The organism is Stenotrophomonas sp. SRS1 (assembly GCF_026130205.1).
Classification (GTDB): domain Bacteria; phylum Pseudomonadota; class Gammaproteobacteria; order Xanthomonadales; family Xanthomonadaceae; genus Stenotrophomonas; species Stenotrophomonas rhizophila_B.
Genome location: NZ_JAINFD010000001.1, coordinates 999,519 through 1,025,832, shown reverse-complemented (window position 1 = coordinate 1,025,832; position 26,314 = coordinate 999,519). Strand labels below are relative to the sequence as shown.

The following is a 26,314-nucleotide window of genomic DNA, read 5'->3' as shown; positions in this document are numbered from 1 at the left end:
GGCGTAACGGAAGAGGCAGTTGCGGCTGCGCTGGCAGCCCGGGTATTAATTCGGAAAACAAGCAGTGCTACATTTCGGGCATGCACACATGCCGGCCACGGCCGGATGCTTTCCACACGGAGCACGACGATGCCACGGATGCTTTTCGCCCTGCTGTTGATCCTGCTGGTCAGCGCCTGCAGCAGTGATGGCGATTTCCACGCCGCCCCGCCCAGCCTGCGCGAGGTCACCGCTGCCAACCAATGCATGCAGCAGTGCCAGCGCCAGTACGACGGTTGCATGACCAGCCGTACCGGGTTTGGCAGCGGCGACAGCTGTGGTGCCGGGGTGGCGACCCAGCGCGACGCGAAGTGCGACAGGATCGACAACCCGGACCTGCGTAAATCATGCCAGGCCAGCAGCGACTACTGCCGCAACCGGCTGCCCGCGCTGACCTGTGGCGAGGATATCAACCGGTGTACCAGCCGCTGCGGAGGCAGCTGAGGCGCGGTTTTACGCCGGCAGGATCTCCAGCACCGTCTCCGGCGGCCGGCACAGCCGTGCCCCACGCGGGGTCTCCACGATCGGGCGGTTGATCAGTTCCGGGTGGGCGACCATCGCCTCGATCAGCGCGGCATCGGAGAGGGCGGAGTCGTCCAACCCTAGCGAACCATAGGCCGGCTCCTTGCTGCGCAGCAACGCCCGCGGGGCAATGCCCATGCGCGTGATCAGTCCTGCCAGGGTGGCACGGTCCGGCGGCGTTTTCAGGTATTCGACCACCACTGGCTCGATGCCGTGCTCCCGCAGAATCTCCAGCGCCCCGCGCGAGTTGCTGCAGCGCGGGTTGTGCCAGATCGTCACCGCCATCAATACCACTCCAGCAGCGACACACCCAGGCCGACATACGTGGCCTTGTGGTTGTAGTCGATCATGCTCTCGCCGTAGCCATCGAAGATCTGCACGTGGCCGCGCAGCAGGTTGCTGATCGGGAAGCCGTAATCGAGCTGCAGCGCACCGTGCGAGCGGTCGCCGCCGCGCAGCGAGTGACGCGCCATCAGCGAGACCTCGTGACCGTTCTTGTTCCAGGTCAGGGTGGCGTCACCGCGGCCCATGTAATCGGAGATGTCCGGGTTGTTGTCGTCCTTGCGGTCTTCCGGGATGCGATACCACGGGCGCAGTACCAGCGCCCAGTTTTCGCGGTCCAGGCCGACGGTGGCGATCACCCGGTTCCAGCTGCGCGACAGCGGGTCGGCGCGGCCGTTGGACATGTGGTTGACGCCGATCCCGCTCATGCGCCCGCGCCAGCCGCCGATCGAGTAGCCGTTGCGGAACATCATCATCACTTCCGGCTCGTAATTGGTCTCACGGAACGGACGCGAGTTGTCGGCGTTGTAGGCCTGCCAGCGCGAGCTCTGCGTGTAGCCGGCCCAGATGTCGCCGTTGTCGCCGAACAGGTTCTCCACGACCTTGGTCTTGAAGCTGAGCTGGAACTTCAGTTCCGCGCTGTCCAGCTGCTGCGAGGTGGTGACCGTGTTGACCGGATTGGGCGACTGCGGCATCTGGTTCTTGTCGCTGGTCCAGAACGCGGGCAGCAGGTAGACCGGCTTGTAGGCGCGCAGCTGGAAGGCGCCCAGCTTGGAGTCCTGCGCCAGTTCCCAGCGGCTGTCCAGCAGCGAACCCTTGCCGGCATTGGCCAGCGCGTCTTCATGGCCGTCGTTCTTGAACACTTCACCGAGGCGCTGCTTGACCCGTTGCGTCGCGGGCGCGTCGGCGTCGGCACTGCGGGAGGCCTGACGTTCTTCCCGGCGCTCCTGCTTGGCGGCGGTGGCCGCCGCATCGGCGGCCAGGGTGACCTCGGGCGTACGCCCGAACAGCGTGTCGTAGCACGCCAGCCGCGCTGCGTCAGTGTCCACCAGGGCGCAGGCCTCCGGTGACGCCGGTTTCGGTGCCGCCTCCTGTGCTGCAGCGGGCAGGGCGGTGCCGGCCAGGGCCAGGGCAGTGAACAGGGCGGAACGGGAATAGGGCAGGGTCATTGGGAGCAGGGCCGCGTGACAAAAATGAATGGGTCTGATCGCACAGTGTCGCCGCTGCCCGGCATTCCTGCCAGCACGCAACACCATCGATCTGATCGGGTTTATGCCGGTCAGTGGTGTGCTTGGGGTGTGAAAGTCCGCGTGCCGTAGGGGATCAGAAGAACCACGCGAAGGCGAACAGCCCCAGCATCGCGATCACCAGCGCCAGCTTCAGGGCAAAGCCGAGCAGAATCCCCAGCCAGGTGGCAAGGCCCACTTTGGTGGACCGGCCCAGTTCGCGGGTGTGCCAGTACTCGCCCAGCAGCGCCCCGGCGAGCGGGCCGACGAACAGGCCGATCGGCATGAAGAACACCCCGACGATGCTGCCCAGGAAGGTTCCCCACAGGGCCTTGCGGCTGGCACCTACCCGCTGCGCGCCGACCACCGTGGCCAGGATGTCCACGGCGAAGGACAGCAGGGTCAACAGGCCCAGGACCGTCAGCGGCAGCCAGCCCACATGCACGAAATCGTCGGCCCATGCCGCCAGCACCAGCCCGGCGAACACCAGCGGGATGCCGGGCAGGGCGGGAAGGATCACGCCGGCGATGCCGACGAGCACCAGAACAGCGGCTAGCAGGTAGAAGATGAATGAATGGTCCATGCTGTCGAGTATGGTTCCTGAAATGGGGTTGACATCCGAAAGTTTTGACTAGTTGCTTTTTCGTTTTGCTCAGGTTAAGTTGCAGGCGCTGAGCTTGGCAAGGTCACCGTGGATCGTGGCCTGATGATGGTAGATCTTCCAGATCCGCTGCATCGTTGCACCCCGCTTCCCCCTTGCTGTCAGCCGCCTGTTCGGGTGTATCCAACAACAAGACAGTTAGGGAGTAGCTGAGATGGCTGAGAAGGGCACCGTCAAGTGGTTCAATGACGCGAAGGGTTTCGGGTTCATCAGCCGTGAGAGCGGCGAAGATGTGTTCGTGCACTTCCGCGCGATCGAGTCCCAGGGCTTCAAGAGCCTGAAGGAAGGTCAAGCGGTCGAGTTCGAAGTGGTCACTGGCCAGAAGGGCCTGCAGGCCGACAAGGTCAAGCCGCTCTGAGCGCAGACCGGGTCCTGCCTGGTTGAAACACGAAAAGCAAAAGGGCCCGCTTGCGCGGGCCCTTTTTTGTCGCGTGCAGGGCGGCTGCGCGAATCAGCGCAGGATCACCTTGCCGTTGACCACGCGGACGTAGGTGTTCTCGCGGATGCCGCCCAGATCGCGCTGGTTGACGACGACGGTACGGCCGTCATCCATGCGCACGGTGATGTCGAACGTATCGCTGGTCACGTTCTTCTGGATCTGGTTGCCGGCCAGCGCGCCACCGACTGCGCCTGCGGCGGCAGCGATGTTCTTGTTGCCGCGGCTGCCACCGGTGTGGTCGGAGATTTCGTGGCCCGCAACCGCGCCGACGATGCCACCCAGGACTGCGCCGGTCGCGCTCGGCGCGCTGCGGCCCGACGCGACCTGGTTGATGCGGGTCACGATACCGCAGTCGGCACAGCGGTTGGTGTTGTAGTTGCCGCCGGAATTGCCGTAACCGTTGTTGTAACCACTGCTGCCGTAACCCGGCGAGGTGGTGGCACAGCCAGCCAGGGCGACGGTGGCAACGGCAGCGGCGGCAATCAGTTGAATCTTCATGGTGTATCTCCTGGCCAGAGGGGTGGTCGAATGCGTCTGGTGCGCATGGAGCAGATCGTGTCCTGTGCTGCGTGAACAGCGTGCCAATCCCGGGCCGCCAGCGTGGCTGGAAGATGAATCAGCGGAAATCCTGGTGGCAGGCCTTGCAGTCGGTCTGGATCTTCTCGACCAGCGTGGCCATGCCCGGGCAGTCGGTCGGCGGTGCGGCCAGGGCCTCGTTGAGGGTGGCGCGCAGGGCGCTGGCGTGCTGCTGGAAGCCCTGGCTGTCCTTCAGGCCGGGAAAGGCCAGGTCCAGATCATTGGAGAGCGAGCGCAGGGTCTGCAGGCGCGGCACGGTGTCGGCCAGGCTGCAGCGGTTCTGCGCCTGCGCCGCCTGAAGCAGTTCCACCTGGCGGTTCATCACGTGCATGAGCGAATCCGGGAAGGGGTCCTGGCGGGCCTGGATCGCCCGCGAGACCATCACCGTGGCGATCAGGCCGATCACCAGGCCAAGCAGGCCGACGAACAGATAGCGGTACGCGGCGGACGGGCGGCGCTGCGGGGTCACGGGGTCGTTCATGGTGAGGGCTTCGGTAAGGGTGGCTGCGGCGATGGTACGACGCGTCCTGTCCACGGCGCGTCCCGACCGGGCCTGCGCGCATTAAAATAGGCGCATGAACGACGTACTGCGCGAACGATTTGCCGGCATCGACCGGTTGTATGGAGGGGGCACCGTGGATCTGCTTGCCAGCCGCCGAGTGGCGGTGGTGGGCATGGGGGGCGTCGGCTCGTGGGTGGTCGAGGCGCTGGCGCGCACGGCGGTCGGGCACTTGACCCTGATCGATGCTGACGACATCTGCGTGTCCAACACCAACCGCCAACTGCCGGCGCTGGCCGGGCAATACGGCCGCAACAAGGCCGAGGCGATGGCCGAGCGCTGCCGCGCGATCAACCCGGACATCAGCGTCGATGCGGTTGCCTCGTTCCTGACCGTGTCCAACATGGTCGAACTGCTGGACCGCGATTTCGATCTGGTGATCGATGCCTGCGACAGCTTCCGGGTCAAGGTCGAGACCATCGCCTGGTGCCGCCGCCGCAAGCTGCCGATCCTGACCGTGGGCGCGGCCGGCGGTCGTACCGATCCCACCCTGGTGCGGATCCGTGATGTCTCGCGCACCGAACATGACGCGATGATGGCGCTGATCCGCAAGAAGCTGCGCAGCGATTTCAACTTCCCCAAGAACGCCTCGCGTTACTTCGGCGTGCCGGCGGTCTACTCACTGGAAAACGTGAAGTACCCGCAGGCCGACGGTACCGTGTGCGGCATCCGCCCGAACCTCGGCGCGGATGCGGCGCTGAAGCTGGACTGCGGCGCCGGGCTGGGCGCGGCGACGCATATCACCGGCGCGTTCGCGTTCGCGGCGGTGGGCAAGGCGCTGGAGATGTTGATGAAGCCGAAGAAGGGTGTGGTGCCCGTCGAGGCTTGATCCCGGCGGATCCAGCTGCCGCGCTCTGGTAGAGCCGACCATTGGTCGGCTGCTGTGGGCGACGTGTGGAGTTGCAGGCAACGCCGCGAAATGACATGGTCCATGCCATTGATACCGGCGCAGTCGCATGGATTTTCTCAAGACGCTCTTCAAGTCGTTCAAACGGCGGCACATGCCCCTGCGTGGCGCTCCGGCGGACCCGCCCGCAAGCGCGAATGTTGATACGGAGGCGGTGACCCGGGCCAGCACGGAGGGTGATGCAGCCGATGAGGCAGCGCGACGTGCAACGAGCGATTGCCTCGACCGTCACTGGCAGTCCGTGGGCGCCGTCGAGCAGGACGTTCTGGGCCATGCCATCAGTCCCAGCTTCCTTGGCGGGCCCGATTGGCCTTCGACGCGGCAGGCCTATCGCATCGTGCGTCGGGGAGATTCCGTCATTATCGCTACGGACGGATTGTCGGATCCATTCGACAGTGCGCCTGAGCTGGGCAATGGTTTCGAGATGGAGCTCTTTCTCGAAACCGGGGATCTTGCCGAAGGGACTCGCGGCGCAGTCGGTGACGTAAGTCCGTTGATGCGCAGCTGGGCTTTCGATGTAGTGCGTACGGTTGCTTCGACCGTTGCCAATGCGGGTGGCATCCGGCACCAGCTGGAAACCTACGGGGTGCTGTCACTGGAGTTGCCCGGTGCCAGCCAGGCGCCTCACCTCACCGACCAGATACCCGCGCGATTCGTCACCGAGGACGACTGCGTAGGTGTGCTGGTAGGTGCGCCGATACCGGATTTCGCGACACGGCTTGAAGACATGCCGCTTTCCCCGGTTACGTTGGTGCCCGTGGTGCTGATCACCGCAGCAGAACTTGAACACGTGCGCGTGGGAGGCCGGAAAGCCAGGGAAGCGCTGGTGGAGCAATTGACTGCCGCAGGGCATGGACACCGAAGTCGGTTGAACCGGCCAGATCTGGTCTGACTGGGCGCAGCGGGGATCGGCGAGGGCAACGGACGACGAGCCGGTCCAAACGTGCTGCTGCCATAGCCGGCCCCGGTCGCCGCTAGGACAACGCAAACAGGCGTCGCGCATTGGCCGTGGTCTGCGCGGCGATCGCCTCGGCCGGCTCCCCGCGCAGGCGCGCCACCGCCTCCAGGATCACCGGCAACCGTGCCGGCTCGTTACGCCCACCACGAATCCCGGCATCGGGTTGGTCGGGCGCGTCGGTTTCCAGCAGCAGCTGCTCCAGGGGCATGCGGGCCACCAGCCGCTGCAGGCGCTGGGCGCGGTCATAGGTCAACGGGCCGCCCAGCCCGATCAGGAAGCCCTGCTTGTGCAGCTGCGCCGCCTGCTCTGGACTACCCGGGAAGCTGTGCACCACGCCACGCAGCCCGCCGATCTGCTTGATCGCCGCGATCACCGCATCCACCGCACGGCGCGCATGCACGATCACCGGCAGGTCGAAGTCGCGCGCCAGCCGCAGCTGGCCGAGGAAGTAGTGCTGCTGGGCGTCCGGGTCCAGCCCCTCGACGAAGAAATCCAGCCCGCACTCGCCCACTGCGCAGGGGCGCTCGCGTTCGAGCCACGCGCGCAGTTCCTCCAGGTGTTCGGGGCGGTGCTGGTCCAGAAACATCGGGTGCAGCCCGTAGGCCGGGTGCAGCCCGTCTGCCAGCCGGCACGCATCGCGCAGGCCGGGCCAACCGGCGGCAGTGACGGCGGGAACGACCTGGGCCATGACCCCGGCCGCGCGTGCGCGCGCGATCACCTCAGGGCGATCCGCATCGAACTCCCCCGCATCCAGGTGGCAGTGGCTGTCGATCAACCTCACGCGCGGCGCTTGGTCGGCAACGGCGGCGGAAGCTTGTCGCCGCGTCGCTTCCAGTTGGCCAGCAGCAGCGTGCCCAGGCCGAACAGGATTTCATCCACGAACGGCAGCGGGTCGGGAATCACCAGCGTCACCGCGAACAGCGCAGCGGTGATCTTGAACAGGGTGGGGTAGCGCAGCCGACGCGCCCATTCCAGCACCGGCAACAGTATGGGATTGGACATGAGGCACTCCTGGGCAGATGCTGTAAACGCTATCACGACCCCAAGGCTCACCGAACCTGAATGGGCGGCAGGATGTTCACGATCCGTGGAGATTCCGTTCAGGGTGGCCGTGCTGGAATTCACTCAAGAACGTTGCGGATCGTCCGCAAGGAGCCGGTTATGAAAAGTACAACTACTACTGCGTTGGTCGCTGCGGGTGCGCTGCTGGTTGGCGGTATCGCCACCGCTGCCTTCATGAAGGGCGGCAGTTCCTCGCCCGATGCGGTGACTGCTGCTCAGACCCGGCCCACTCTGGACACCACGCCACTCGCCGACGATGGCGCGCGCACCGACCAGCTGGCCATTGAAGACAAGGCCGGCAAGCTCGAGTACGCCGACATCGTCAAGGTCGATCCGCTGACCAAGAAGGAAAAGGCCTACGCCACCGTGATCGGCACCGAGCCGGTGCGCGAGACGTCCAGCACGCAGACGCCGCATGAAGTCTGCCAGGACGTGGTGGTGCAGGAACGCCTGCCCGAACGCGACGGCAACGTTGGCGGTACCGTTGCCGGTGCGGTCATCGGTGGCCTGCTGGGTAACCAGGTCGGTGGCGGCAATGGCCGCAAGGCAGCCACGGCCGCCGGTGCCGTTGCCGGCGGCATGATCGGCAACCAGGTGGACAAGCGCCATGTGGGTGGCCGCGTGGTCAACCGTACCGAGCGCCAGTGCCATACCGAAACCGCGACCTCCGAGTCGACCCGCGTGACCGGCTACAACGTCACCTACCGCAATGAAGACGGCACCACCGGCACCATGCGCATGGCCAGCAAGCCGGGCAACCGCATCCCGATGGGCACCACCAACGCGGTCACCGGTTACAACGTGACCTACCGTTACGACGGCGCCGAGAAGACCGTGAAGATGGACAACAAGCCGAGCAGCGATCGCCTGCCGGTGATCGACGGCCAGCTGGTCACCCAGACCGCTGCACTGGATGCGAACAGGCAGTAATTTCCTGCCCCGTCAATGCACCACCAGCACGCCGGCATCTGCCGGCGTGCTGCGTTTTGGGGCGAGCCGCACGGCACGCCGATCAGTGCATCTGCGATCATGCCGGCACGCATGCGACACATGAGGACGCCATGAGCATTTTCGACCTCCAGCTGGAGACCGACCGTCTGATCCTGCGCCCACCGCGCGCCGAGGATTTCGATGCCTTCCTGCGCTTCTGCTCGGACCCGGAGGTGATGCAGCACCTGGGGGGCGTGCAGGCCCCGTCGCAGGCATGGCGCAGCTTCAGTTGCCTGGTCGGCAGCTGGCATCTGTACGGATTTTCGATGTTCTCGGTGATCGAAAAAAGCAGCGGTGAATGGGTCGGCCGCATGGGTCCGTGGCAGCCGCTGGACTGGCCGGGCACCGAGGTCGGCTGGAGCATCCGCCGCGAGAGCTGGGGCAGGGGCTATGCGCCCGAAGCGGCGGTGGCCAGCATGGACTGGGCGTTCGACACGCTGGGCTGGGAAGAGATCATCCACACCATCGATGCCGCCAACGAAAATTCCAAGGTCGTCGCGCGCAAGCTGGGCAGTTCGCTGTTGCGGATGGGCGAGCTGCCGCCACCGCATGCCGGCAAGCCGATCGAGATCTGGGGCCAGTCGCGCCAGCAATGGCAGCAGCGCCGCGCCACGCAGCGGTGATGCTGCACCCGCGCTTGGCAAAGGCGAGGCGGTGAGGCCAGACTCGGCATGGCGGGCAGGCCGCCCGCGATACATGGCCAAGAGGGTGCGATGACGTCGTTGCGGGCTCCATTGACGGTGTACGGCATGTCCGTGTCGGGCAACTGCCACAAGGTGCGGATGCTGCTGGAGCAGCTGGGGACGCGCTACCACTGGGTCGAGGTCGACAGTGCGCACGGCCAGACCCACACGCCGGACTTCCTGGCGATGAATCCCAACGCCAAAGTGCCGCTGGTGCAGCGCGACGACGGGCGCGTGCTGCCTGAATCCAACGCGATCCTGTACTGGCTGGCCGAGGGCACGCCGTATCTGTCCACCGATGGCTGGGAGCGCGCGCAGACGCTGCGCTGGATGTTCTTCGAGCAGTACAGTCACGAGCCTTGCCTGGCGGTCGCACGTTTCATCAGCGGCTGGACACCCTTGGACTCGCCGCGCCGCAACGAGCTGCCGCGCCTGCGCGAGCGCTCGGCACAGGCCCTGGCGGTGATGGAAGAGCACCTGGTCACGTCGCCTTGGTTCAGTGGCCGGGCCTACGGTATCGCCGATATCGCGTTGTTCGCCTACACCGATGTCGCGGCGGACGGCGGCGTCGCGCTGTCGCCGTACCCGGCGGTCCAGGGTTGGCTGCAGCGCGTGCGCGAGCAGCCGCGGTTCGTGCCCATGCCCACGCCGCTGCCGGAGGTGCAGGCCCTGTTCGCGCAGTCCATCTGAGGTCATCCGGTTGTCCACACCCGCAACACGTCACGGAGGGTGATGCATGTTTGCCGTGGTTCCCGATCCTATTCCCGCGCGCATGAAAGGCCTCAACCGGGCCGAGATCTGCGACGCCAACTTCATCGATTTCGTGCAGCAGTGGCGGGGTGATCCTGCGCCGACGCCAGCCCCCGGCAGTCCCATCCTGCCCGGCAGCACGCTGGACGCGAAGGGCTTTGCCGAACTGTTCGAATCCCAGCTGATCAGCCGCCACCTGGACCTGATGGCGCGCGTGCTGCGCGTGCAGAACAAGGTCTTCTACACCATCGGTTCGTCCGGCCATGAAGGCAATGCGCTGGTGGCACGCCTGGCCCGGCATACCGATCCGGCGTTCCTGCATTACCGCTCCGGCGGCTTCATGGCCGAGCGCTTCCGCAAGCTGCCGGGCATGGATCCGGTCATGGACGCGGCGCTCTCGTTCGCGGCCAGCCGGGACGATCCGGCCAGCGGCGGGCGCCATAAAGTGTGGGGCAGCAAACCGTTGTGGGTACTGCCGCAGACCTCCACGATCGCCTCGCACCTGCCCAAGGCCCTGGGCACCGCACTGGCCATCGAAAGCGGGCGACGGATCCGTCACACGCTGCCGATTCCCGAGGACAGCGTGGTGATCTGCTCCTTCGGCGATGCGTCGGCCAACCACGCTACCGCGCAGACCGCGTTCAACACGGCGGCGTGGGCAGCGTACCAGCGGCTGCCGGCGCCGATCCTGTTCGTCTGCGAAGACAACGGCATCGGCATTTCGGTCAAAACGCCGGACGGCTGGATCGCGCAGAGTTTCGCGCACCGCCCGGGCCTGGACTACTTCTTTGCTGACGGTCTGGATCTGGTCGAGGGCCACGCGCAGGTCGAGCGCGCGCTGGCGCATTGCCGGCAGACCCGCCGCCCGACCTTCCTGCACCTGCGCACTACGCGGTTGATGGGCCATGCCGGCACCGATTTCGAGATCGAATGGCGGCCGTTGCCGGAGCTGTGCGCCGCCGAGGCCAGCGATCCGCTGCTGCGCTCGGCGGCCATCGCCCTGCAGTCCGGGTGGATGACCGCCGCGCAGGTGCTCGATCTGTACGAGCGTTTGCGCGCGCGCTGTTTCGCGGCGGCCGCCGAGGCGGATCGACGCCCGAAGCTGACCGCTCTCGCCGAGGTCATCACCCCACTGGCGCCGTACTCGCCGGCGGCGGTCCATGCCGAAGCCACGCGCGTGGCCGCTGATGACGCGCGTGCTGCCGCATTCGGTGGTGCGGCGCAGCTGCCGGAAACGCATCCGCCGCGCCACCTGGCGATCCAGATCAACCAGGCCCTGCACGATCTGATGGCCAAGTACCCGGCCACGCTGCTGTTTGGCGAGGACGTCGCGCAGAAAGGTGGGGTGTACACGGTCAGCAAGGGCCTGCTCAAGGCGTTTGGCCCACGTCGCGTGTTCAACACCCTGCTGGACGAAACCATGATCCTGGGCATGGCGCAGGGCCTGGCCAACCTGGGCATGCTGCCGATACCGGAGATCCAGTACCTGGCCTACCTGCACAACGCGGCCGACCAGCTGCGTGGCGAGGCGTGCTCGCTGCAGTTCTTCTCCAACGATCAGTACCGCAACCCGATGCTGGTGCGCATTGCCGGGCTTGGCTACCAGAAAGGCTTCGGCGGGCATTTCCACAACGACAACTCGATCGCTGCGCTGCGCGACATTCCCGGCCTGGTGGTCGGCTGTCCGTCGCGCGGTGACGATGCGGCGATGATGCTGCGCACCTTGGCGGCGCTGGCGACCGTCGATGGCCGCATCGCGGTGTTCCTCGAGCCGATCGCGCTGTACATGACCAAGGACCTGCACGCGCCGGGAGATGGCCAATGGCTGTTCCCGTATCCGGCACCGGACCAGGCCCTGGTGCTCGGCGAGGGCCGGGTCTACGCGCCGGAGGCCAGTGACCTGGTCATCTTCACCTACGGCAATGGCGTGCCGATGAGCCTGCGTGCGGCACGGGCGATCGAGCAGCAACTGGGTTGGCAGGTGCGGGTGGTCGATCTGCGCTGGCTGGTGCCGCTCAATGCCGGTTTCATCGCTGGCCAGGCTGCCGATGCCCAGCGCGTGCTGGTGGTCGATGAGGGGCGGCACAGCGCCGGGGTGGGCGAGGGCGTGATCACCGCGCTGGTCGAGGCCGGGCTGGGGCACCTGCCGATCCGGCGGGTATGCGGGGCCGATACCTACACGCCGCTGGCGGGGGCAGCATTGTGCGTGCTTCCAAGCGACAATGCGGTATTGAACGCCGCCCTCGCGCTGGCGCAGGACCATTGATACATGTGTGGATTGGCAGGCATGTTGCTGCCCGCTCCGGCAAGGGAGCAGGCAGCACTGGAAGAACAGGCGCGGCGCATGGGCGACGCATTGGTGCACCGTGGCCCGGATGACAGCGGGGTGTGGGCCGATGCCTCGGCCGGCATCGCGCTGGCGCACCGCCGGCTGAGCATCCTGGACCTGTCGCCGCTGGGCCATCAGCCGATGACCTCGGTGGATGGCCGTTATGTGCTGGCCTACAACGGCGAGGTCTACAATTTCGCCGAACTGCGCGCCGAGCTGGAAGCGCTGGGGCATGGCTTCCGCGGCCATTCGGATACCGAAGTGCTGCTGGCCGCGATCACCGAATGGGGCTTTGACGAGACCCTGCAGCGCAGCAACGGCATGTTCGCCATCGCGCTGTGGGACCGCGCCGAACGCTGCCTGTGGCTGGCCCGCGACCGGGTCGGCAAGAAACCGCTGTACTACGGCTGGGCCGGTGAAACGCTGGTGTTCGGCTCTGAGCTCAAGGCGCTGTGGCAGCACCCGGCCTTCGACAACGAGGTCGATCGCGATGCGCTGACCCTGCTGCTGCGGCTGGATTACATTCCCGCGCCGCACTGCATCCACGAACGCTGTTTCAAGCTGATGCCCGGCCGCGTGCTGCGGCTGGATGCCGAGGCGGTGGCCGCCGGCGCTGCCGCGCATCGCCCGGACCAGTTGCAGCAGCCGTTCTGGAACGCGCGCGAGCGCATGCAGCAGGCCCTGGCCGCGCCGTTCACCGGCAATGAGGCCGACGCCGAAGAGCGCTTGGATGCCGTGCTGCGCGACGCGGTCGCGCTGCGCATGGTGGCCGATGTGCCGGTCGGCGTCTTCCTTTCCGGCGGCACCGATTCCTCGGTGGTGGCCGCCCTGATGCAGGCGCAGTCGAGCCAGCCGGTGCACAGTTTCAGCATCGGCTTCACCGGTTCGGATCATGACGAGGCGCCGCTGGCCAAGTCGCTGGCCCAGCACCTGGGCTGCGATCACACCGAGCTGTATGTCAGCGGTGCCGACGCGCTCGCGGTGGTGCCCAGCCTGCCGGCGATGTTCGATGAACCCTTCGCTGATGCCTCGCAGGTGCCCACGGCGCTGGTCGCCAAGCTGGCGCGGCAGGGCGTGACGGTGGCGCTGTCCGGTGACGGCGGCGATGAACTGTTCTTCGGCTACACCCGTTACCAGCGGGCGATGCGCAACTGGCGCCTGCTCGGCAAGGTGCCTGCGCCGCTGCGGCGCTGGATGGCCAGCCATGCGCATACGCAGGGCGAGGCCTCGCGCACGGGCGGGCTGGCCGCGCTGCTGGCCGAATCGGGCGCGCGCGGGATTGGTGATGTCTACCGCAACCGCATTTCGCGCTGGCGCGATCCGGTGGCGGCCGTTCGCGGTGCACAGGCGGCCGGCAGTTTCTACGACCTGGCCGATCCGCTGCACGGTGCCGGCTCGCCGGCGGACGCGATGATGTTGGCCGATTTCAGTACCTATCTGCCCGATGATCTGCTGTGCAAAGTGGACCGCACCAGCATGGCGGTCAGCCTGGAGGCGCGTGCACCGCTGCTGGACTGGCGGGTGGCCGAGTTCGCCTGGTCGCTGCCGATGGCGATGAAACAGCGCGATGGCGTCAGCAAGTACCTGCTCAAGCGCGTGCTGGGCCGCTACGTGCCGCAGGACATGGTGCACCGTCCCAAGCGTGGCTTCGGTGCCCCGGTCAGCGCGTGGCTGAAGGGTGACCTGCGTGACTGGGCCGATGAACTGCTGGATCCGGCGCGGTTGGCCGAGGAGGGCGTGTTCAACGTCGAGGCGGTGGCGCCGCTGTGGCAGCAGTTCAAGCAGGGCGAGCGCAAATGGCACACGCATCTGTGGAACGTGCTGATGTTCCAGGCCTGGCAGGCGCATTGGCGCAACGTACGCGCCGACGTGACACGCGCATAGCGCCCCCTGTGCTGTCAGGTCTGGGCGGAAGGCAGCCACCCATGGGGTGGCTCTACCGGATGTGGTGTCGGCTGTAGAGCCACGCCATGCGTGGCTGACGTCGCCTTCACCGTTGCCGAAGGTGGGCCCGCCTAGGCTGGGCCTTTCCCCCAACGGAGCGAACGTGATGGCCGAATACAAGATCGCCGTACTGGTCGGCAGCCTGCGCAAGGGCTCGCACAATCAGGCGTTGGCCCACGCGCTGGAGAAACTGGCCGCCGGCAAGGCGGTGTTCTCCTATGTGGAGATCGGTGACCTGCCGTTGTACAACCAGGATTTCGACAAGGACTACCCGAGCCAGGGCCTCCGCCTGAAGCAGCAGATCCGGGATGCCGATGCGGTGCTGTTCGTCACCCCCGAATACAACCGCTCGGTCCCGGGCGTGCTCAAGAACGCCATCGACCTGGGCTCGCGCCCGTATGGCGACAGCGCCTTCGCCGGCAAGCCCGCAGCGGTGATCGGCGCCTCGATCGGGGTGATCGGCACTGCGCTGGCCCAACAGCACCTGCGCAACATCCTGGCCTACCTGGACATGCCGGTGCTGGGCCAGCCCGAGGCCTTCCTGCACTTCAAGGAAGGGCTGATCGACGCCCACGGCACGATCAGCAACGAGGGCACCAAGGACTTCCTGCAGGGCTTCGTGGACACGTTCATTGCCTGGGTCGGCACCCACGGCGGCACGCACTGATCCACCGCGAGGGGGTCATGCATCTGCGATAATGGCGTGGACGGACGTCGCAAGGGCGTCCGTCGCACGCGATGCGACGGCCCCGGCCGATCGTACCGGCAGGCGCCGGTATCCCCAGCTCATCCACTGTTTATCCACAGGTTTGTGCATGGCTGCGGGGCTCGCCGCGTGCCTACCATGTCCCACGCCTCACACTGCAGGAAGTACGCCCCCCATGTCCGCCCGTTCTGGCTTCCGTTCCGACCGCAAAGACCGCGGTGACCGCTTTGATCGCGATGAGATGCGCATCGACGCCCTGCGCGTGCCGCCGCATTCGATCGAGGCCGAACAGGCGGTGCTGGGCGGGCTGATGCTGGCCCCGGAGAGCTATGACCGGGTCAACGACCAGCTGACCGAAACCGACTTCTACCGCCGCGATCACCAGATGATCTACCGCGCGATCCGCGAGCTGTCCGAACGTGACCGCCCGTTCGATGCGGTGACGCTGGGCGAGTGGTTTGAATCGCAGGGCAAGATGGAGCTGGTCGGTGATGGCGCGTACCTGATCGAGCTGGCCAGCACCACGCCGTCGGCCGCCAACATCAGTGCCTACGCGGAGATCGTCCGTGACAAGGCGGTGCTGCGTCAGCTGATCCAGGTCGGCACCGACATCGTCAACGACGGCTTCCAGCCCGAAGGCCGCGAAAGCAGCGAGCTGCTCTCGGCAGCGGAAAAATCCGTGTTCGCGATCGCCGAGCAGGGCGCGCGCGGCCGTACTGATTTCGTGGCGATGCCCGGCGCGTTGAAAGACGCGTTCGAAGAGCTGCGCAACCGCTTCGAGAACGGCGGCAACATCACCGGCCTGCCGACCGGCTACACCGATTTCGATGCGATGACCGCCGGCCTGCAGCCGACCGATCTGATCATCCTGGCTGCGCGCCCGGCCATGGGCAAGACCACGCTGGCGCTGAACATCGCCGAGTACGCCGCGATCAAGTCCAAGAAGGGCGTGGCGGTGTTCTCGATGGAAATGTCGGCCTCGCAGTTGGCGATGCGTCTGATTTCCTCCAACGGCCGCATCAACGCCCAGCGCCTGCGTACCGGTCAGCTGGAAGATGAGGATTGGAGCCGGGTGACCGGTGCGATCCGGATGCTGAAGGAAACCAAGATCTTCATCGACGATACGCCGGGCGTGTCGCCGGAAATCCTGCGTTCCAAGTGCCGCCGCCTCAAGCGCGAGCACGACCTGGGCCTGATCGTGATCGACTACCTGCAGCTGATGAGCGTGCCGGGCAACAGCGAAAACCGCGCGACCGAAATCTCGGAGATCTCGCGTTCGTTGAAGGGCCTGGCCAAGGAACTCAACGTGCCGGTCATCGCGCTCTCCCAGCTCAACCGCTCGCTGGAAACGCGTACCGACAAGCGCCCGGTGATGGCCGATCTTCGTGAATCCGGCGCTATCGAGCAGGATGCGGACATGATCGTGTTCATCTACCGCGACGACTATTACAACAAGGAAACTTCGCCGGACAAGGGCTTGGCCGAGATCATCATCGGCAAGCACCGAGGCGGCCCGACCGGCTCGTGCAAGCTCAAATTCTTCGGCGAATACACCCGGTTCGACAACCTGTCGCACGATTCGGTGGGGTCGTTCGAGTAACGCCGAAGGCGTTACGGTAGTGCCGGCCGCTGGCCGGCTCCTATGGAACTGTCATCGTGCGGAGCCGGCCAGTGGCCGGCTCTGCCGTTTCATCGGCGTAACCCGGGTTTCGTCGCAAACCCGTTGCAGTGCGCCCGCGCAGGGCGCGATGGTGGTCTCCGGGCGGCAGGGTGCCGCCAACGGAGACCGACGATGAAGACCCTGTTCGCCTTGGGCGTGTGGTGCCTGCTGTTCGTGCTGTGCTGGCCGCTGGCGATTCTGGCCCTGGTGGCGTGGCCGTTCGTGTGGCTGTTGAGCCTGCCGTTCCGGCTGGTGGGCATCACCTTCTCGGCGCTGTTTGCCTTCCTGGGTGCACTGTTGATGCTGCCGGCGCGGGTCCTGGGCGGCGGGCGCACGGCGACGGCCTGAACAACACCGCGATCGGGTAGTGCCGGCCGCTGGCCGGCTGCTCTTCTGTCGGGATGGCGTGGAGCCGGCCAGCGGCCGGCACTACCTGTCGCCCACAAAAAACCCCGCCGAGGCGGGGTTTTTCGTTACGCCACCAACAAGGCTCAGTTGGCCTTGTGGATCGCGCGCTTGCTCACGGCCATCGCGGCGTCATGCACCACTTCGGACAGCGACGGGTGGGCGTGGCAGATGCGCGCCAGGTCGTCGGCCGAACCGCTGAACTCCATGGTCAGCACGCCTTCGTGCACCAGCTCGGAGACGTTCGCGCCGACCAGGTGCATGCCCAGGATGCGGTCGGTCTCGGCATGCGCCAGGACCTTCACGAAGCCGGTCGGCTCGATCATCGCCACAGCACGGCCGTTGGCGGCGAACGGGAAGCTGCCCGCCTTGTACGGGATGCCTTCGTCCTTGAGCTGCTGCTCGGTCTTGCCGACCCAGGCCAGCTCCGGCTCGGTGTAGATGACCCACGGGATGGTGTCGAAGTTGACGTGGCCCGGCAGGCCCGCGATCAGCTCGGCCACGGCGATGCCTTCTTCGAAGCCCTTGTGCGCCAGCATCGGGCCGCGCACGCAGTCACCGACCGCCCAGACGCCATTGACGCCGGTGTGGCAGTGCGCGTCCACTTCGATCTGGCCACGCTCGTTGATCTTGACGCCGGTGCCTTCGGCCAGCAGGCCCTTGGTGGCGGCGCGACGGCCAACGGCCACCAGCAGCTTGTCCACGATCAGGCTCTTCTCGCCTTCACCATCGGTGTAGGTCAGGGCGACTTCCTTCTTCTTGCCCTTGCCGGTCACCTCGGCCTTGGACACCTTGGCGCCCAGGCGGATGTCCAGGCCCTGCTTCTTGAATTCCTTCAAGGCGGTCTTGGCCACTTCGGCATCGGCGGCCGCCAGGAAGTCCGGCAGGGCTTCCAGGATGGTCACTTCCGAACCGAGGCGCTTCCAGACGCTGCCCAGTTCCAGGCCGATCACGCCGGCACCGATCACGGCCAGGCGGGCGGGGACTTCGGTGAAGTCCAGGCCGCCGACGTTGTCAACGATGGTCTCGCCGTCGAACTTGGCGAACGGCAGTTCGATCGAATCCGAACCGGCGGCGATGATGACGTTGGTGCCCTTCAGCTCGACTTCCGAGCCGTCGTGCTGCTTCACCTTGACGATGTTGCCCGGCTGCAGTTCACCGAAACCGTAGTACGCGGTGACCTTGTTCGCCTTGAACAGCATGGCGATGCCGCCGGTGAACTGCTTGACGATCTTGTCCTTGCGGCCAACCATCGCCTCGACGTCCATCTTGGCGTCCTTGAAGCTGATGCCGTGGTCGCCAAAGATGTGGCCCATGTTCCAGAACTGGCGCGAGGAATCCAGCAGCGCCTTGGACGGGATGCAGCCCACGCGCAGGCAGGTGCCGCCCAGGGCCGGCTTGCCGTCCTTGCCCAGCGCAGCGTCGATGCAGGCGGTCTTCAGACCCAGCTGCGCGGCGCGGATGGCGGCATGGTAGCCGGCCGGACCGGCACCGATGACGACGACGTCGAATTGTTCAGCCATTGATAGTTCCTTGTTTCTTTACCAGAACCCCTCCGCGCAGGCGCGGAGGGGTGGGAGGTCTTACAGGCCGAACAGCATGCGGCCCGGGTTTTCCAGCTGGTTCTTGATGTCCACCAGGAACTGGACCGAGTCCTTGCCATCGATGATGCGGTGATCGTAGGACAGCGCCAGGTACATCATCGGCGCGATCACGACCTGACCGTTCTGGGCGATCGGACGCTCCTTGATGGCGTGCATGCCCAGGATGGCGCTCTGCGGCGGGTTGATGATCGGGGTCGACAGCAGCGAGCCGAAGGTGCCGCCGTTGGTCACGGTGAAGGTGCCGCCCTGCAGTTCTTCCAGACTCAGCTTGCCGTCACGGGCCTTCTTGGCGTAGTCGGCGATGGTCTTTTCGATGTCGGCGAACGACATGCGCTCGACGTTGCGCAGGACCGGGGTCACCAGACCCTTCTCGGTCGACACGGCGATCGAGATGTCCGAGTAACCGTGATAGATGATGTCGTCACCATCGATCGAGGCATTGACCAGCGGGAAGCGCTGCAGGGCGTTGGCGGCGGCCTTCACGAAGAAGCTCATGAAGCCCAGCTTGATGCCGTGGGCCTTGACGAACTCGTCCTGCAGATCCTTGCGCGCAGCCGAGACCTTGGACAGGTCGACCTCGTTGAAGGTGGTCAGCATCGCGGTGCCGTTCTTGGACTGCATCAGGCGTTCGGCGATGCGCTTGCGGATGCGGGTCATCGGCACGCGTTCTTCCGGTCGTGCGCCACCGGACTTGCCGGCGCCACCGTTGCGGGCGAAGTTGACGATGTCTTCCTTGGTCACCGCGCCGCGACGGCCGGTGCCGTCCACGTCGGCCGGGTTCACGCCTTCAGTGATGGCGGTGAAGCGGGCGCCCGGGGGCAGGGAGTCGGCAGCGGACTTGGCGGCCGGCGCCGGCGCTGCGGCAGCGGCCGGAGCAGCCGCCTTGGCCGGTGCGGCCTCGGCCTTCTTCTCTTCCGCGGCCGGAGCCGGGGCATCGGCCACGGCGCCTTCTTCGATGATCGCTACGACCTGGCTGGAGGTCACGGTGGCGCCCACCTCGAACTTGATCTCCTTCAGCACGCCGTCGACCGGCGACGGCACTTCCAGGACGACCTTGTCGGTTTCCAGATCAAGCAGGTTTTCATCGCGCTTGACGGCATCGCCGACCTTCTTGTGCCAGGTGGCGATGGTGCCGTCGGCGACGGATTCGGGCAGTACCGGGGCTTTGACTTCGGTGGCCATGCGGGAGCTTCCTGGTTTGTCTTTTCTAGAATGAGGGGGAGAGTTATTCAGCGACCGAGTCGTTGAACGGGTTGACCAGGGCATCGGCGATCAGCTTCTGCTGTTCGATGATGTGGTCAGCCATGTGTCCAGCGGCCGGCGATGCCGAACGGGCGCGACCTGCGTAATGGATGCTCTGGCCATCGGCCAGGCACGCCTGCAGGTGGTGACGGATCTGGTACCAGGCACCCTGGTTCTGCGGTTCTTCCTGACACCACACCACATCGGCCGCCTTGCCGTACTTCTTCAGCTCTGCTGCCAGTGCCACGCGCGGGAACGGATACAGCTGCTCCACGCGGATGATGGCGACATCGTCCTGGCCACGCTTGGTCTGGTCTTCCAGCAGGTCGTAGTAGACCTTGCCCGAGCACAGCACCACGCGCTTGACCTTCTTGGCGTCTGCGTTGGCATCGCCGATCAGGTGCTGGAACTCGCCGTTGGCCAGTTCGTCCAGGGTCGACACGGCCAGCTTGTGGCGCAGCAGCGACTTGGGCGACATCACGATCAGCGGCTTGCGGGTGGTCATGCGCATCTGGCGGCGCAGCATGTGGTACGCCTGCGCCGGGGTCGACGGCACGCACACCAGCATGTTCTCCAGCGCGCACAGCTGCAGGAAGCGCTCCAGACGCGCGGAGCTGTGTTCCGGCCCCTGGCCTTCATAACCGTGCGGCAGCAGCAGGGTCAGACCGGTGATGCGGCCCCACTTGGCTTCACCGGCGGCGATGAACTGATCGATCACGACCTGGGCGCCGTTGGCGAAATCGCCGAACTGGCCTTCCCAGATGCACAGGGTGTTCGGATCGGTGGTGGAGAAGCCGTACTCATAGGCCATCACCGCTTCTTCGCTGAGCAGCGAATCGATGATGGTGGCCTGTTCCGGCGACTCGACCAGCTGGCGCAGCGGCAGGTAGTAGTTGTCGGTCTTCTGGTCGTGCAGGATCGCGTGGCGGTGGGTGAACGTACCGCGGCCCACGTCCTGGCCGACCAGGCGCAGGTTGTTGCCTTCATCGAGGATCGTGGCGTAGGCCAGGTTCTCGGCAAAGCCCCAGTCGCCCGGGATCTCGCCGGCGGCCATCTTGCGGCGGTCGTCATAGACCTTGGCCACGCGCGAGTGCAGTTCCACGCCTTCGGGCACGGTGTTGATCATCTGCGCCAGCTGCTTGACCTTCTCCATGCCGACCGCGGTGGAGACCGCGTCGGAGAGCTTGCCGTTGAGCAGCTTGGGCCAATCCACATACATCTTGCTGGTGGCCGGGGTCTTTTCGACCTGGGCCAGCTCGGTGGTGACTTCGCCGGCATCGAGCTTGTTGCGGTAGGCATCGACCAGCGCCTTGCCGCCACCGGCTTCGATCACGCCGGCAGCTTCCAGCGCCGCAGCGTACAGCTCGCGGGTGGTCTGGTGCTTGCGGATCACCTGGTACATCAGCGGCTGGGTGATCGCCGGTTCGTCGGCCTCGTTATGGCCCCAACGGCGGTAGCACATCAGATCGATGACCACGTCCTTGGCGAACTTCTGGCGGAACTCGAAGGCCAGCTGGGCAGCAAACACCACGGCTTCCGGATCGTCGCCATTCACGTGCAGCACCGGGGCGGCGATCATCTTGGCCACGTCGGTGGCGTAGCGCGTGGAGCGCGTATCCAGCGGGTTGGAGGTGGTGAAACCGACCTGGTTGTTGACCACGATGTGCACCGTGCCACCGACGGCGAAGCCGCGGGCCTGGGACATCTGGAACAGCTCCATCACCACGCCCTGGCCGGAGAAGGCCGCGTCGCCGTGGATCAGGATCGGCATCACCTGCTTGCGGGCGGTATCGCCACGACGTTCCTGGCGCGAGCGCACGCTGCCGGCCACGACCGGGTCGGCGATTTCCAGGTGCGACGGGTTGAACGCCAGCGCCAGGTGGACGGCGCCGCCCGGGGTGGAGACGTCGGCCGAGAAGCCCATGTGGTACTTCACGTCACCCGCCGAGGCGTGGTCGTCGTGCTCGAACTTGCCTTCGAACTCGTCGAACAGCTTGCGCGGGCTCTTGCCGAGGGTGTTGACCAGCACGTTCAGGCGGCCGCGGTGGGCCATGCCGATCACCACGTCCTTGACGCCATCCTTGCCGGCGTCACGGATGATGGTGTCCATCATCGGGATCAGCGCATCGCCGCCTTCCAGCGAGAAGCGCTTCTGGCCGACGTACTTGGTGTGCAGGTAGCGCTCCAGACCCTCGGCAGCCGTCAGGCGCTCCAGGGTGCGGCGCTGGGTGTCCGCGTCCAGGTTGTAGCTGCCACCGGCCAGTTCCAGGCGCTGGTACAGCCACTGGCGCTGCTCGACCTCGGAGATGTGCATGAATTCCGCACCGATCGAGCCGGTGTAGGTCTTCTTCAGGCGCTCCAGCAGATCGCGCAGTTTCATGCGCGGCTGGCCGGCGACACCGCCGGTGCTGAACTCACTGCCCAGGTCGCTTTCCGACAGGCTGTGGAACGGCAGACCCAGATCCGGCGGATTGGTCGGTGCGGTCAGGCTCAGCGGGTCCAGGCGGGCGGCCATGTGACCACGCGAACGGTAGGCGGTGATCAGGCGACCGACATTGCGCTCGCGCTCGTCGCCGGCACCGGCGGCCGTGCCGCTCTTGACGGCATTCCTGGCGGCGTCGGCAATGTGGGCGATGACGGCCGAATGCGGAATATCACCGGCTTCGCGGCCCTGGAAGCCGTCGAAGTAGGTCTTCCATTTGGGATCGACACTGTCCGGAGAAACGAGGTACTGCTCGTACAGATCCTCGATATAGGAGGCGTTGCCGCCGGCGAGCTGCGAAGATTGCGCAAACTGCTTCAGTTGATTGTCCACGATGGAGAGTCGGATTCGCTTGTGGGGTAAGGCTTCGATGATCCGGCAGGGAAAAGTGAATAGCCCTGCGCGGGCGGTATCTAACACCCCAAATTGTACCCCCATCGAGACAGGAAGGGGCACCGTACGGGCCAGTGCGGGGCCCGCGGTGTCATTCCCAGACAGGTTCGGGACCGGGGTGTGAGCTACAGCCCGAGCGCGCGCAACTCGCTGCAATCACGCGAACGTTCCCATACGCGCTGCAAACCGTCCTGCAACGGCCGCGAACGTGCCGGCTGGGACACACCCGCCTCGCCGTCGAAGCGATGCCCGCTACTACGAAAGTAGTAGTCGCCGGCGTCATTGACCAGGCAGGCCGATGCCGTGGCGCGGTCGATCGGATCGCTCACTTCGCGCACCCGGAAGACGCTCGGCAGGCGCTGCAGCAGGCTCAACACAGGCGAGCCGGCCTGACGGATGGCGGCACTGTCGTGGACGATCAGCCAGGCCTGTTTGTCGTGGCGGGCGGTGGCGTAGCGGCGCAGTGCTTCCAGCACCGGCGGTACATCGAGCAGACCGGGGTCGAGCTGGCGGCTGTGGATCCAGAGCTGGCGGCGGGCGCGGTGGACCAGCGCGGTGGTGATTGCCACGGCGTCCTCGGCCCGGTCGATCGCGACCGCCCCGGACAGGACAAGCCGCATGTGCTGGTGGGCGATACCGGCCTCTTCGAAGACCTCGCCCTCGGGCAGAAAGCCCTGCCGGGTATAGAACACGCGGGCCGGCAGCTGCGCATGCAGCCCGACCCCGCGCCAGCCACGGGCCCGGGCCTGATCGATCAGGGCCTGCAGCAGTGCGTCGCCGACGCCTTTGCCGCGCCAGGCCGCAAGCACCGCCATCCGGCCGATCCGGCCCTCCGGGGTGAGCCGGCCCGCACCGATCGGCGTGCCGACGGTGTCCCGGGCCAGGACGTGCACGCTCAGGGGATCGAGCGCGTCGATCTCCAGCTCGGCCGGTACCTGCTGTTCGTCGACGAACACGGTGAACCGCACCCGGTGCAGCGCGGCGTGCTGCACCGGGTAATCGACCACGTCAACCTGGAAACCGGGGGCGGCCATGGCGGGCGGGCGGATCAGCCGCGCGGCGGCTCGTCCTTGCCGTCGGCCTCGTCGCTGTCGTCGAAATCGACGATGACTTCGATGCCGTCGTCGTGGATGGTCACCTCGTGCACGTCGGCCTGGATGGCCTGGTCATCGATGACTTCGACCGCCTCGGTGCCGTCGACGATGTCGTACTCGGCGACGTAGTCGTCTTCGTCCTCGAACCCGGCATCGTCCACCAGCTGGTAGAAGCCGCCGGCGACCAGCGCCTGCACGGCATCACGGCCCTTGGCCGAGAGCTTCTGGTACAGCGCCGCGCCGATCTGTTCGGTGCCGGCCAGTACCTGCGCATCCTTGACCGGCAGGGCGAAGTCCAAGCCGCTGCAGTACAGGCTGGCGCCACGCTTGGCACGGCGCCAGGCCAGCCGCGCCCACGGGTGGCGCTGCAGTTCCACGCCCGCGCCGAGGGCGGCTTCGATCTCTTCGCGCGGCAGCGGTTCGCCGTGCGCCATCACTTCCCCGGCGGCGCGGTAGGTGGTGATGAAGCGGCCGAACCAGTCGCCCAGCTTGTCCGGGTCGTTCATGCGGATCGCATTGAGCGCTTCGACCACGCGGTTCATCGAGACCACGTCGATCTCGTTCGGGTCCTCGGGCACCTTCAGGTCCGGATCCTGGTAGCGGATGGACTCGTCGGCACCGTCGATCAGGTTATCGAGGTAGTCGCTGATCAGCTCGGCCGAGGCCGGGGCACGCATGCCGAAGGAGAAGGTCAGGCAGGGGTCTTCGGCGACGCCGTTGTGCGGCACGTTCGGCGGCAGGTACAGCATGTCACCGGGGGCCAGCACCCAGTCGTGGGTCGGCTTGAAGCGGCGCAGCAGCTTGAGTTCGACGTCGTCGCGGAACTCCAGCGGCGGGCGCTTGCCCTTGATGGATTCGCTGGCGTCGATCTGCCAGCGGCGGTGTCCATGGGCCTGCAGCAGGAAGACGTCGTACTGGTCGACATGCGCGCCGACCGAGCCGCCGGTGGCGGCGAAGCTGATCATCACGTCATCCATGCGCCAGCGCGGCAGGAAGTTGAAGTGGCTGATCAGGGCGCGCACGTCGGCGTCCCACTTGTCCACGTCCTGGACCAGCAGGGTCCAGTCGTGGTCGGGCATGCCGGGGAACTCTTCTTCCTGGAACGGGCCGGTACGCACGCTCCAGCCATCGGTGGCGCGGTCGTGGGTGATCAGGCGCGACAGCGCGCCTTCCTCGCAGGCCAGGCCGGCGAGGTCTTCGGGCTGGACCGGCGTTTCGAAATCGGGGAACGCGCCACGGATGAGCAGCGGGCGCTTCTGCCAGTAATCGCGCAGGAAGGTGGCAGCGGGCATGCCCAGCGGCAGGCCGGGGCGGGCCTGGATGTCGATGACGGGGGTTTTGGTCTTGCGTGCGGCCATGGGGGAGATCCTTGCAGCGTATAGACGGGTATTCGGGGGCGCGACGGTGCCGTGCCCATGCCTTCAGATCGCTTTGGCCAGGTCAGCCGCCAGGCCGATGTAGCCGCCCGGCGTCAGGGCGCGCAGGCTCTGCTTGGCATCGGCCGGCAGTTCCAGCGATTCGACGAAGGCCTGCATCGACTCGGTCGTGATGCCCTGGCCGCGGGTGAGCGCCTTGAGCTGCTCGTAAGGGTTGGGCAGGCCGTGGCGGCGCATGACGGTCTGCACGGCTTCGGCCAGTACTTCCCATGCGGCATCCAGATCGGCGTCCAGGCGTTCCGGGTTCACGGTCAGCTTGCCCAGGCCCTTGGCCAGCGAGTCCAGGGCGACCTGGGTGTGGCCGAAGGCGGTGCCGACCGCACGCAGCACGGTGGAGTCGGTCAGGTCACGCTGCCAGCGGCTGATCGGCAGCTTGGCGCTGAAATGCTCGAACAGGGCGTTGGCGATGCCGAAGTTGCCTTCGGCGTTTTCGAAATCGATCGGGTTGACCTTGTGCGGCATGGTCGACGAGCCGACTTCGCCTTCCTTGAGCTTCTGCTTGAAGTAGCCCAGCGAAATATAGCCCCAGACGTCGCGGGCCAGGTCGATCAGGATGATGTTGGCGCGGCGCGCGGCATCGCCGATTTCGGCGACGTTGTCGTGCGGTTCGATCTGGGTGGTGTACGGGTTGAACACCAGGCCGAGGCTCTCCACGAAGCGCTGGGCGAAGGCCGGCCAGTCCACGTCCGGGTAGGCGATGACGTGGGCGTTGTAGTTGCCCACCGCGCCGTTGATCTTGCCGGTCAGCTCCACCGCGGCGATCTGGCGGCGCTGACGCTCCAGGCGGGCGACGACGTTGGCCACTTCCTTGCCCAGGGTGGTCGGCGAGGCGGTCTGGCCGTGGGTGCGCGACAGCATCGGCTGCGCGGCCTGGGCGTGGGCCAGGGCACGCAGCACGCCGGCGATGTTGTCCAGCGAGGGCAGCAGCACTTCGCGGCGGGCCTGCTCAAGCATGAGGCCGTAGCTGAGGTTGTTGATGTCTTCGCTGGTGCAGGCGAAATGCACGAACTCCAGCGCCGGGCCCAGCTCGGCATCGGCGGTGAGCTGCTCCTTGATGAAGTACTCCACGGCCTTGACGTCGTGGTTGGTGGTGCGCTCGATCTCCTTCACCCGCGCGGCGTGGGCCGGGGCGAAGTCGTCGGCGAGGGCGCGCAGGCGGGCGGTGGCTGCGGCCGAGAACGGGGCCAGTTCGACGATGCCCGGCTCATTGGCCAGCGCCAGCAGCCATTCCACTTCCACCTTCACGCGGGCCTTGATCAGGCCGTATTCGGAGAAGATCGGGCGCAGGGCGTCGACCTTGCCGGCGTAGCGGCCATCGAGCGGGGACAGGGCGAGCAGGGCAAATTCGGACATGGCAGGGCGCAG

The 26,314-nt window shown here is 66.3% G+C and carries 25 protein-coding genes; 12 read left to right on the top strand and 13 right to left on the bottom strand.

Translation table 11 applies throughout. The features are described from left to right. Positions 1-129: 129 nt before the first annotated feature. Positions 130-483: a hypothetical protein gene (locus tag K4043_RS04520; protein WP_148045964.1), complete on the top strand. Its 354-nt coding sequence runs from the start codon at positions 130-132 to the stop codon at positions 481-483. A gap of 9 nt (positions 484-492) precedes the next feature. On the opposite strand, the gene arsC is transcribed toward K4043_RS04520, so the two are convergent. From arsC to K4043_RS04505, 3 genes are all read right to left on the bottom strand, one after another. Continuing rightward, a complete protein-coding gene (gene arsC, locus K4043_RS04515) occupies positions 493-846 on the bottom strand; it encodes an arsenate reductase (glutaredoxin) (protein WP_265308340.1) in 354 nt (117 codons plus the stop codon). After that, positions 846-2,012: a phospholipase A gene (locus tag K4043_RS04510; RefSeq protein ID WP_123730784.1), complete on the bottom strand. Its 1,167-nt coding sequence runs from the start codon at positions 2,010-2,012 to the stop codon at positions 846-848. Before K4043_RS04510 ends, arsC begins: the two co-directional genes overlap by 1 nt. A 154-nt stretch (positions 2,013-2,166) precedes the next feature. Continuing rightward, a complete protein-coding gene (locus tag K4043_RS04505) occupies positions 2,167-2,652 on the bottom strand; it encodes a DUF456 domain-containing protein (RefSeq protein ID WP_123730785.1) in 486 nt (161 codons plus the stop codon). 232 nt (positions 2,653-2,884) lie between these two features. On the opposite strand from K4043_RS04505, the gene K4043_RS04500 reads away from it, so the two are divergent. Continuing rightward, positions 2,885-3,088 (top strand): cold-shock protein, encoded by a 204-nt coding sequence (locus K4043_RS04500; RefSeq protein ID WP_019185917.1) that lies wholly within the window; start codon positions 2,885-2,887, stop codon positions 3,086-3,088. Positions 3,089-3,181: 93 nt separating this feature from the next. Here the strand turns inward: K4043_RS04500 and K4043_RS04495 are convergent, their stop codons facing one another. Continuing rightward, positions 3,182-3,667, bottom strand: coding sequence for a glycine zipper 2TM domain-containing protein (locus K4043_RS04495; RefSeq protein WP_019185918.1), 486 nt, complete (start codon positions 3,665-3,667; stop codon positions 3,182-3,184). Positions 3,668-3,785: 118 nt separating this feature from the next. Then, the gene (locus K4043_RS04490; protein WP_265308339.1) at positions 3,786-4,226 is read right to left on the bottom strand and encodes a hypothetical protein; all 441 of its coding nucleotides are present in this window, start codon (positions 4,224-4,226) and stop codon (positions 3,786-3,788) included. 94 nt (positions 4,227-4,320) lie between these two features. Between K4043_RS04490 and K4043_RS04485 the strand changes: the two genes are divergently transcribed. Both K4043_RS04485 and K4043_RS04480 read left to right on the top strand, forming a co-directional pair. Beyond that, the gene (locus K4043_RS04485) at positions 4,321-5,133 is read left to right on the top strand and encodes a tRNA threonylcarbamoyladenosine dehydratase (RefSeq protein ID WP_265308338.1); all 813 of its coding nucleotides are present in this window, start codon (positions 4,321-4,323) and stop codon (positions 5,131-5,133) included. Positions 5,134-5,260: 127 nt separating this feature from the next. Continuing rightward, positions 5,261-6,103: a hypothetical protein gene (locus tag K4043_RS04480; RefSeq protein ID WP_265308337.1), complete on the top strand. Its 843-nt coding sequence runs from the start codon at positions 5,261-5,263 to the stop codon at positions 6,101-6,103. An 82-nt stretch (positions 6,104-6,185) separates the two neighbouring features. Here K4043_RS04480 and K4043_RS04475 read toward each other — a convergent pair whose 3' ends face one another. Both K4043_RS04475 and K4043_RS04470 read right to left on the bottom strand, forming a co-directional pair. Further along, a complete protein-coding gene (locus tag K4043_RS04475; protein WP_265308336.1) occupies positions 6,186-6,950 on the bottom strand; it encodes a TatD family hydrolase in 765 nt (254 codons plus the stop codon). After that, a complete protein-coding gene (locus K4043_RS04470; RefSeq protein WP_123730791.1) occupies positions 6,947-7,171 on the bottom strand; it encodes a DUF6116 family protein in 225 nt (74 codons plus the stop codon). Before K4043_RS04470 ends, K4043_RS04475 begins: the two co-directional genes overlap by 4 nt. A 159-nt stretch (positions 7,172-7,330) precedes the next feature. On the opposite strand from K4043_RS04470, the gene K4043_RS04465 reads away from it, so the two are divergent. The 8 genes from K4043_RS04465 to K4043_RS04430 all read left to right on the top strand — a co-directional run bounded on the left by K4043_RS04465 (position 7,331) and on the right by K4043_RS04430 (position 16,641). Beyond that, a complete protein-coding gene (locus K4043_RS04465) occupies positions 7,331-8,161 on the top strand; it encodes a glycine zipper 2TM domain-containing protein (protein WP_123730792.1) in 831 nt (276 codons plus the stop codon). Positions 8,162-8,292: 131 nt separating this feature from the next. Continuing rightward, positions 8,293-8,844 (top strand): GNAT family N-acetyltransferase, encoded by a 552-nt coding sequence (locus tag K4043_RS04460; protein WP_123730793.1) that lies wholly within the window; start codon positions 8,293-8,295, stop codon positions 8,842-8,844. 90 nt (positions 8,845-8,934) lie between these two features. Next, complete coding sequence (locus K4043_RS04455) at positions 8,935-9,594, top strand: glutathione S-transferase family protein (RefSeq protein ID WP_265308335.1); 660 nt, start codon at positions 8,935-8,937, stop codon at positions 9,592-9,594. Positions 9,595-9,640: 46 nt separating this feature from the next. Further along, positions 9,641-11,920, top strand: coding sequence for a thiamine pyrophosphate-dependent enzyme (locus K4043_RS04450; protein WP_265308334.1), 2,280 nt, complete (start codon positions 9,641-9,643; stop codon positions 11,918-11,920). Positions 11,921-11,923: 3 nt separating this feature from the next. Next, positions 11,924-13,867, top strand: coding sequence for an asparagine synthase (glutamine-hydrolyzing) (asnB, locus tag K4043_RS04445; protein ID WP_265308333.1), 1,944 nt, complete (start codon positions 11,924-11,926; stop codon positions 13,865-13,867). A 166-nt stretch (positions 13,868-14,033) separates the two neighbouring features. Beyond that, positions 14,034-14,594 carry an NADPH-dependent FMN reductase gene (locus K4043_RS04440; protein WP_265308332.1) on the top strand — a complete coding sequence of 187 codons (561 nt, stop codon included), beginning with the start codon at positions 14,034-14,036 and terminating at the stop codon, positions 14,592-14,594. A 214-nt stretch (positions 14,595-14,808) separates the two neighbouring features. Further along, positions 14,809-16,233 carry a replicative DNA helicase gene (locus tag K4043_RS04435; RefSeq protein WP_121037974.1) on the top strand — a complete coding sequence of 475 codons (1,425 nt, stop codon included), beginning with the start codon at positions 14,809-14,811 and terminating at the stop codon, positions 16,231-16,233. Positions 16,234-16,425: 192 nt separating this feature from the next. Then, positions 16,426-16,641 (top strand): hypothetical protein, encoded by a 216-nt coding sequence (locus K4043_RS04430; protein ID WP_123730798.1) that lies wholly within the window; start codon positions 16,426-16,428, stop codon positions 16,639-16,641. Between the two features lie 143 nt (positions 16,642-16,784). Here the strand turns inward: K4043_RS04430 and lpdA are convergent, their stop codons facing one another. From lpdA to purB, 6 genes are all read right to left on the bottom strand, one after another. Continuing rightward, entirely contained in the window at positions 16,785-18,221 is a 1,437-nt protein-coding gene (gene lpdA, locus K4043_RS04425; protein ID WP_121037968.1) for a dihydrolipoyl dehydrogenase, read from the bottom strand. Between the two features lie 60 nt (positions 18,222-18,281). Next, complete coding sequence (gene sucB / locus K4043_RS04420; protein ID WP_121037965.1) at positions 18,282-19,484, bottom strand: dihydrolipoyllysine-residue succinyltransferase; 1,203 nt, start codon at positions 19,482-19,484, stop codon at positions 18,282-18,284. A gap of 43 nt (positions 19,485-19,527) precedes the next feature. Next, complete coding sequence (locus tag K4043_RS04415; protein WP_123730799.1) at positions 19,528-22,359, bottom strand: 2-oxoglutarate dehydrogenase E1 component; 2,832 nt, start codon at positions 22,357-22,359, stop codon at positions 19,528-19,530. A gap of 185 nt (positions 22,360-22,544) precedes the next feature. After that, positions 22,545-23,453, bottom strand: coding sequence for a GNAT family N-acetyltransferase (locus tag K4043_RS04410; protein WP_265308331.1), 909 nt, complete (start codon positions 23,451-23,453; stop codon positions 22,545-22,547). Positions 23,454-23,467: 14 nt separating this feature from the next. Further along, the gene (locus K4043_RS04405) at positions 23,468-24,871 is read right to left on the bottom strand and encodes a cupin domain-containing protein (RefSeq protein ID WP_265308330.1); all 1,404 of its coding nucleotides are present in this window, start codon (positions 24,869-24,871) and stop codon (positions 23,468-23,470) included. A 63-nt stretch (positions 24,872-24,934) separates the two neighbouring features. Further along, on the bottom strand, positions 24,935-26,302 hold the full coding sequence (purB, locus tag K4043_RS04400) for an adenylosuccinate lyase (RefSeq protein WP_123730904.1): 1,368 nt from the start codon (positions 26,300-26,302) through the stop codon (positions 24,935-24,937). Positions 26,303-26,314 lie beyond the last annotated feature (12 nt).

What these genes read in the sequence shown, in the direction of transcription:
- K4043_RS04410 (WP_265308331.1), bottom strand. Translation starts at nt 23,453, where the DNA reads ATGGCCGCCCCCGGTTTCCAGGTTGACGTGGTCGATTACCCGGTGCAG.
- K4043_RS04460 (WP_123730793.1), top strand. Translation starts at nt 8,293, where the DNA reads ATGAGCATTTTCGACCTCCAGCTGGAGACCGACCGTCTGATCCTGCGC.
- K4043_RS04495 (WP_019185918.1), bottom strand. Translation starts at nt 3,667, where the DNA reads ATGAAGATTCAACTGATTGCCGCCGCTGCCGTTGCCACCGTCGCCCTG.
- K4043_RS04500 (WP_019185917.1), top strand. Translation starts at nt 2,885, where the DNA reads ATGGCTGAGAAGGGCACCGTCAAGTGGTTCAATGACGCGAAGGGTTTC.
- K4043_RS04470 (WP_123730791.1), bottom strand. Translation starts at nt 7,171, where the DNA reads ATGTCCAATCCCATACTGTTGCCGGTGCTGGAATGGGCGCGTCGGCTG.
- K4043_RS04405 (WP_265308330.1), bottom strand. Translation starts at nt 24,871, where the DNA reads ATGGCCGCACGCAAGACCAAAACCCCCGTCATCGACATCCAGGCCCGC.
- K4043_RS04435 (WP_121037974.1), top strand. Translation starts at nt 14,809, where the DNA reads ATGTCCGCCCGTTCTGGCTTCCGTTCCGACCGCAAAGACCGCGGTGAC.
- K4043_RS04440 (WP_265308332.1), top strand. Translation starts at nt 14,034, where the DNA reads ATGGCCGAATACAAGATCGCCGTACTGGTCGGCAGCCTGCGCAAGGGC.
- purB (WP_123730904.1), bottom strand. Translation starts at nt 26,302, where the DNA reads ATGTCCGAATTTGCCCTGCTCGCCCTGTCCCCGCTCGATGGCCGCTAC.
- arsC (WP_265308340.1), bottom strand. Translation starts at nt 846, where the DNA reads ATGGCGGTGACGATCTGGCACAACCCGCGCTGCAGCAACTCGCGCGGG.
- K4043_RS04430 (WP_123730798.1), top strand. Translation starts at nt 16,426, where the DNA reads ATGAAGACCCTGTTCGCCTTGGGCGTGTGGTGCCTGCTGTTCGTGCTG.
- K4043_RS04510 (WP_123730784.1), bottom strand. Translation starts at nt 2,012, where the DNA reads ATGACCCTGCCCTATTCCCGTTCCGCCCTGTTCACTGCCCTGGCCCTG.
- K4043_RS04520 (WP_148045964.1), top strand. Translation starts at nt 130, where the DNA reads ATGCCACGGATGCTTTTCGCCCTGCTGTTGATCCTGCTGGTCAGCGCC.
- sucB (WP_121037965.1), bottom strand. Translation starts at nt 19,484, where the DNA reads ATGGCCACCGAAGTCAAAGCCCCGGTACTGCCCGAATCCGTCGCCGAC.
- K4043_RS04485 (WP_265308338.1), top strand. Translation starts at nt 4,321, where the DNA reads ATGAACGACGTACTGCGCGAACGATTTGCCGGCATCGACCGGTTGTAT.
- asnB (WP_265308333.1), top strand. Translation starts at nt 11,924, where the DNA reads ATGTGTGGATTGGCAGGCATGTTGCTGCCCGCTCCGGCAAGGGAGCAG.
- K4043_RS04455 (WP_265308335.1), top strand. Translation starts at nt 8,935, where the DNA reads ATGACGTCGTTGCGGGCTCCATTGACGGTGTACGGCATGTCCGTGTCG.
- K4043_RS04480 (WP_265308337.1), top strand. Translation starts at nt 5,261, where the DNA reads ATGGATTTTCTCAAGACGCTCTTCAAGTCGTTCAAACGGCGGCACATG.
- lpdA (WP_121037968.1), bottom strand. Translation starts at nt 18,221, where the DNA reads ATGGCTGAACAATTCGACGTCGTCGTCATCGGTGCCGGTCCGGCCGGC.
- K4043_RS04450 (WP_265308334.1), top strand. Translation starts at nt 9,641, where the DNA reads ATGTTTGCCGTGGTTCCCGATCCTATTCCCGCGCGCATGAAAGGCCTC.
- K4043_RS04490 (WP_265308339.1), bottom strand. Translation starts at nt 4,226, where the DNA reads ATGAACGACCCCGTGACCCCGCAGCGCCGCCCGTCCGCCGCGTACCGC.
- K4043_RS04465 (WP_123730792.1), top strand. Translation starts at nt 7,331, where the DNA reads ATGAAAAGTACAACTACTACTGCGTTGGTCGCTGCGGGTGCGCTGCTG.
- K4043_RS04505 (WP_123730785.1), bottom strand. Translation starts at nt 2,652, where the DNA reads ATGGACCATTCATTCATCTTCTACCTGCTAGCCGCTGTTCTGGTGCTC.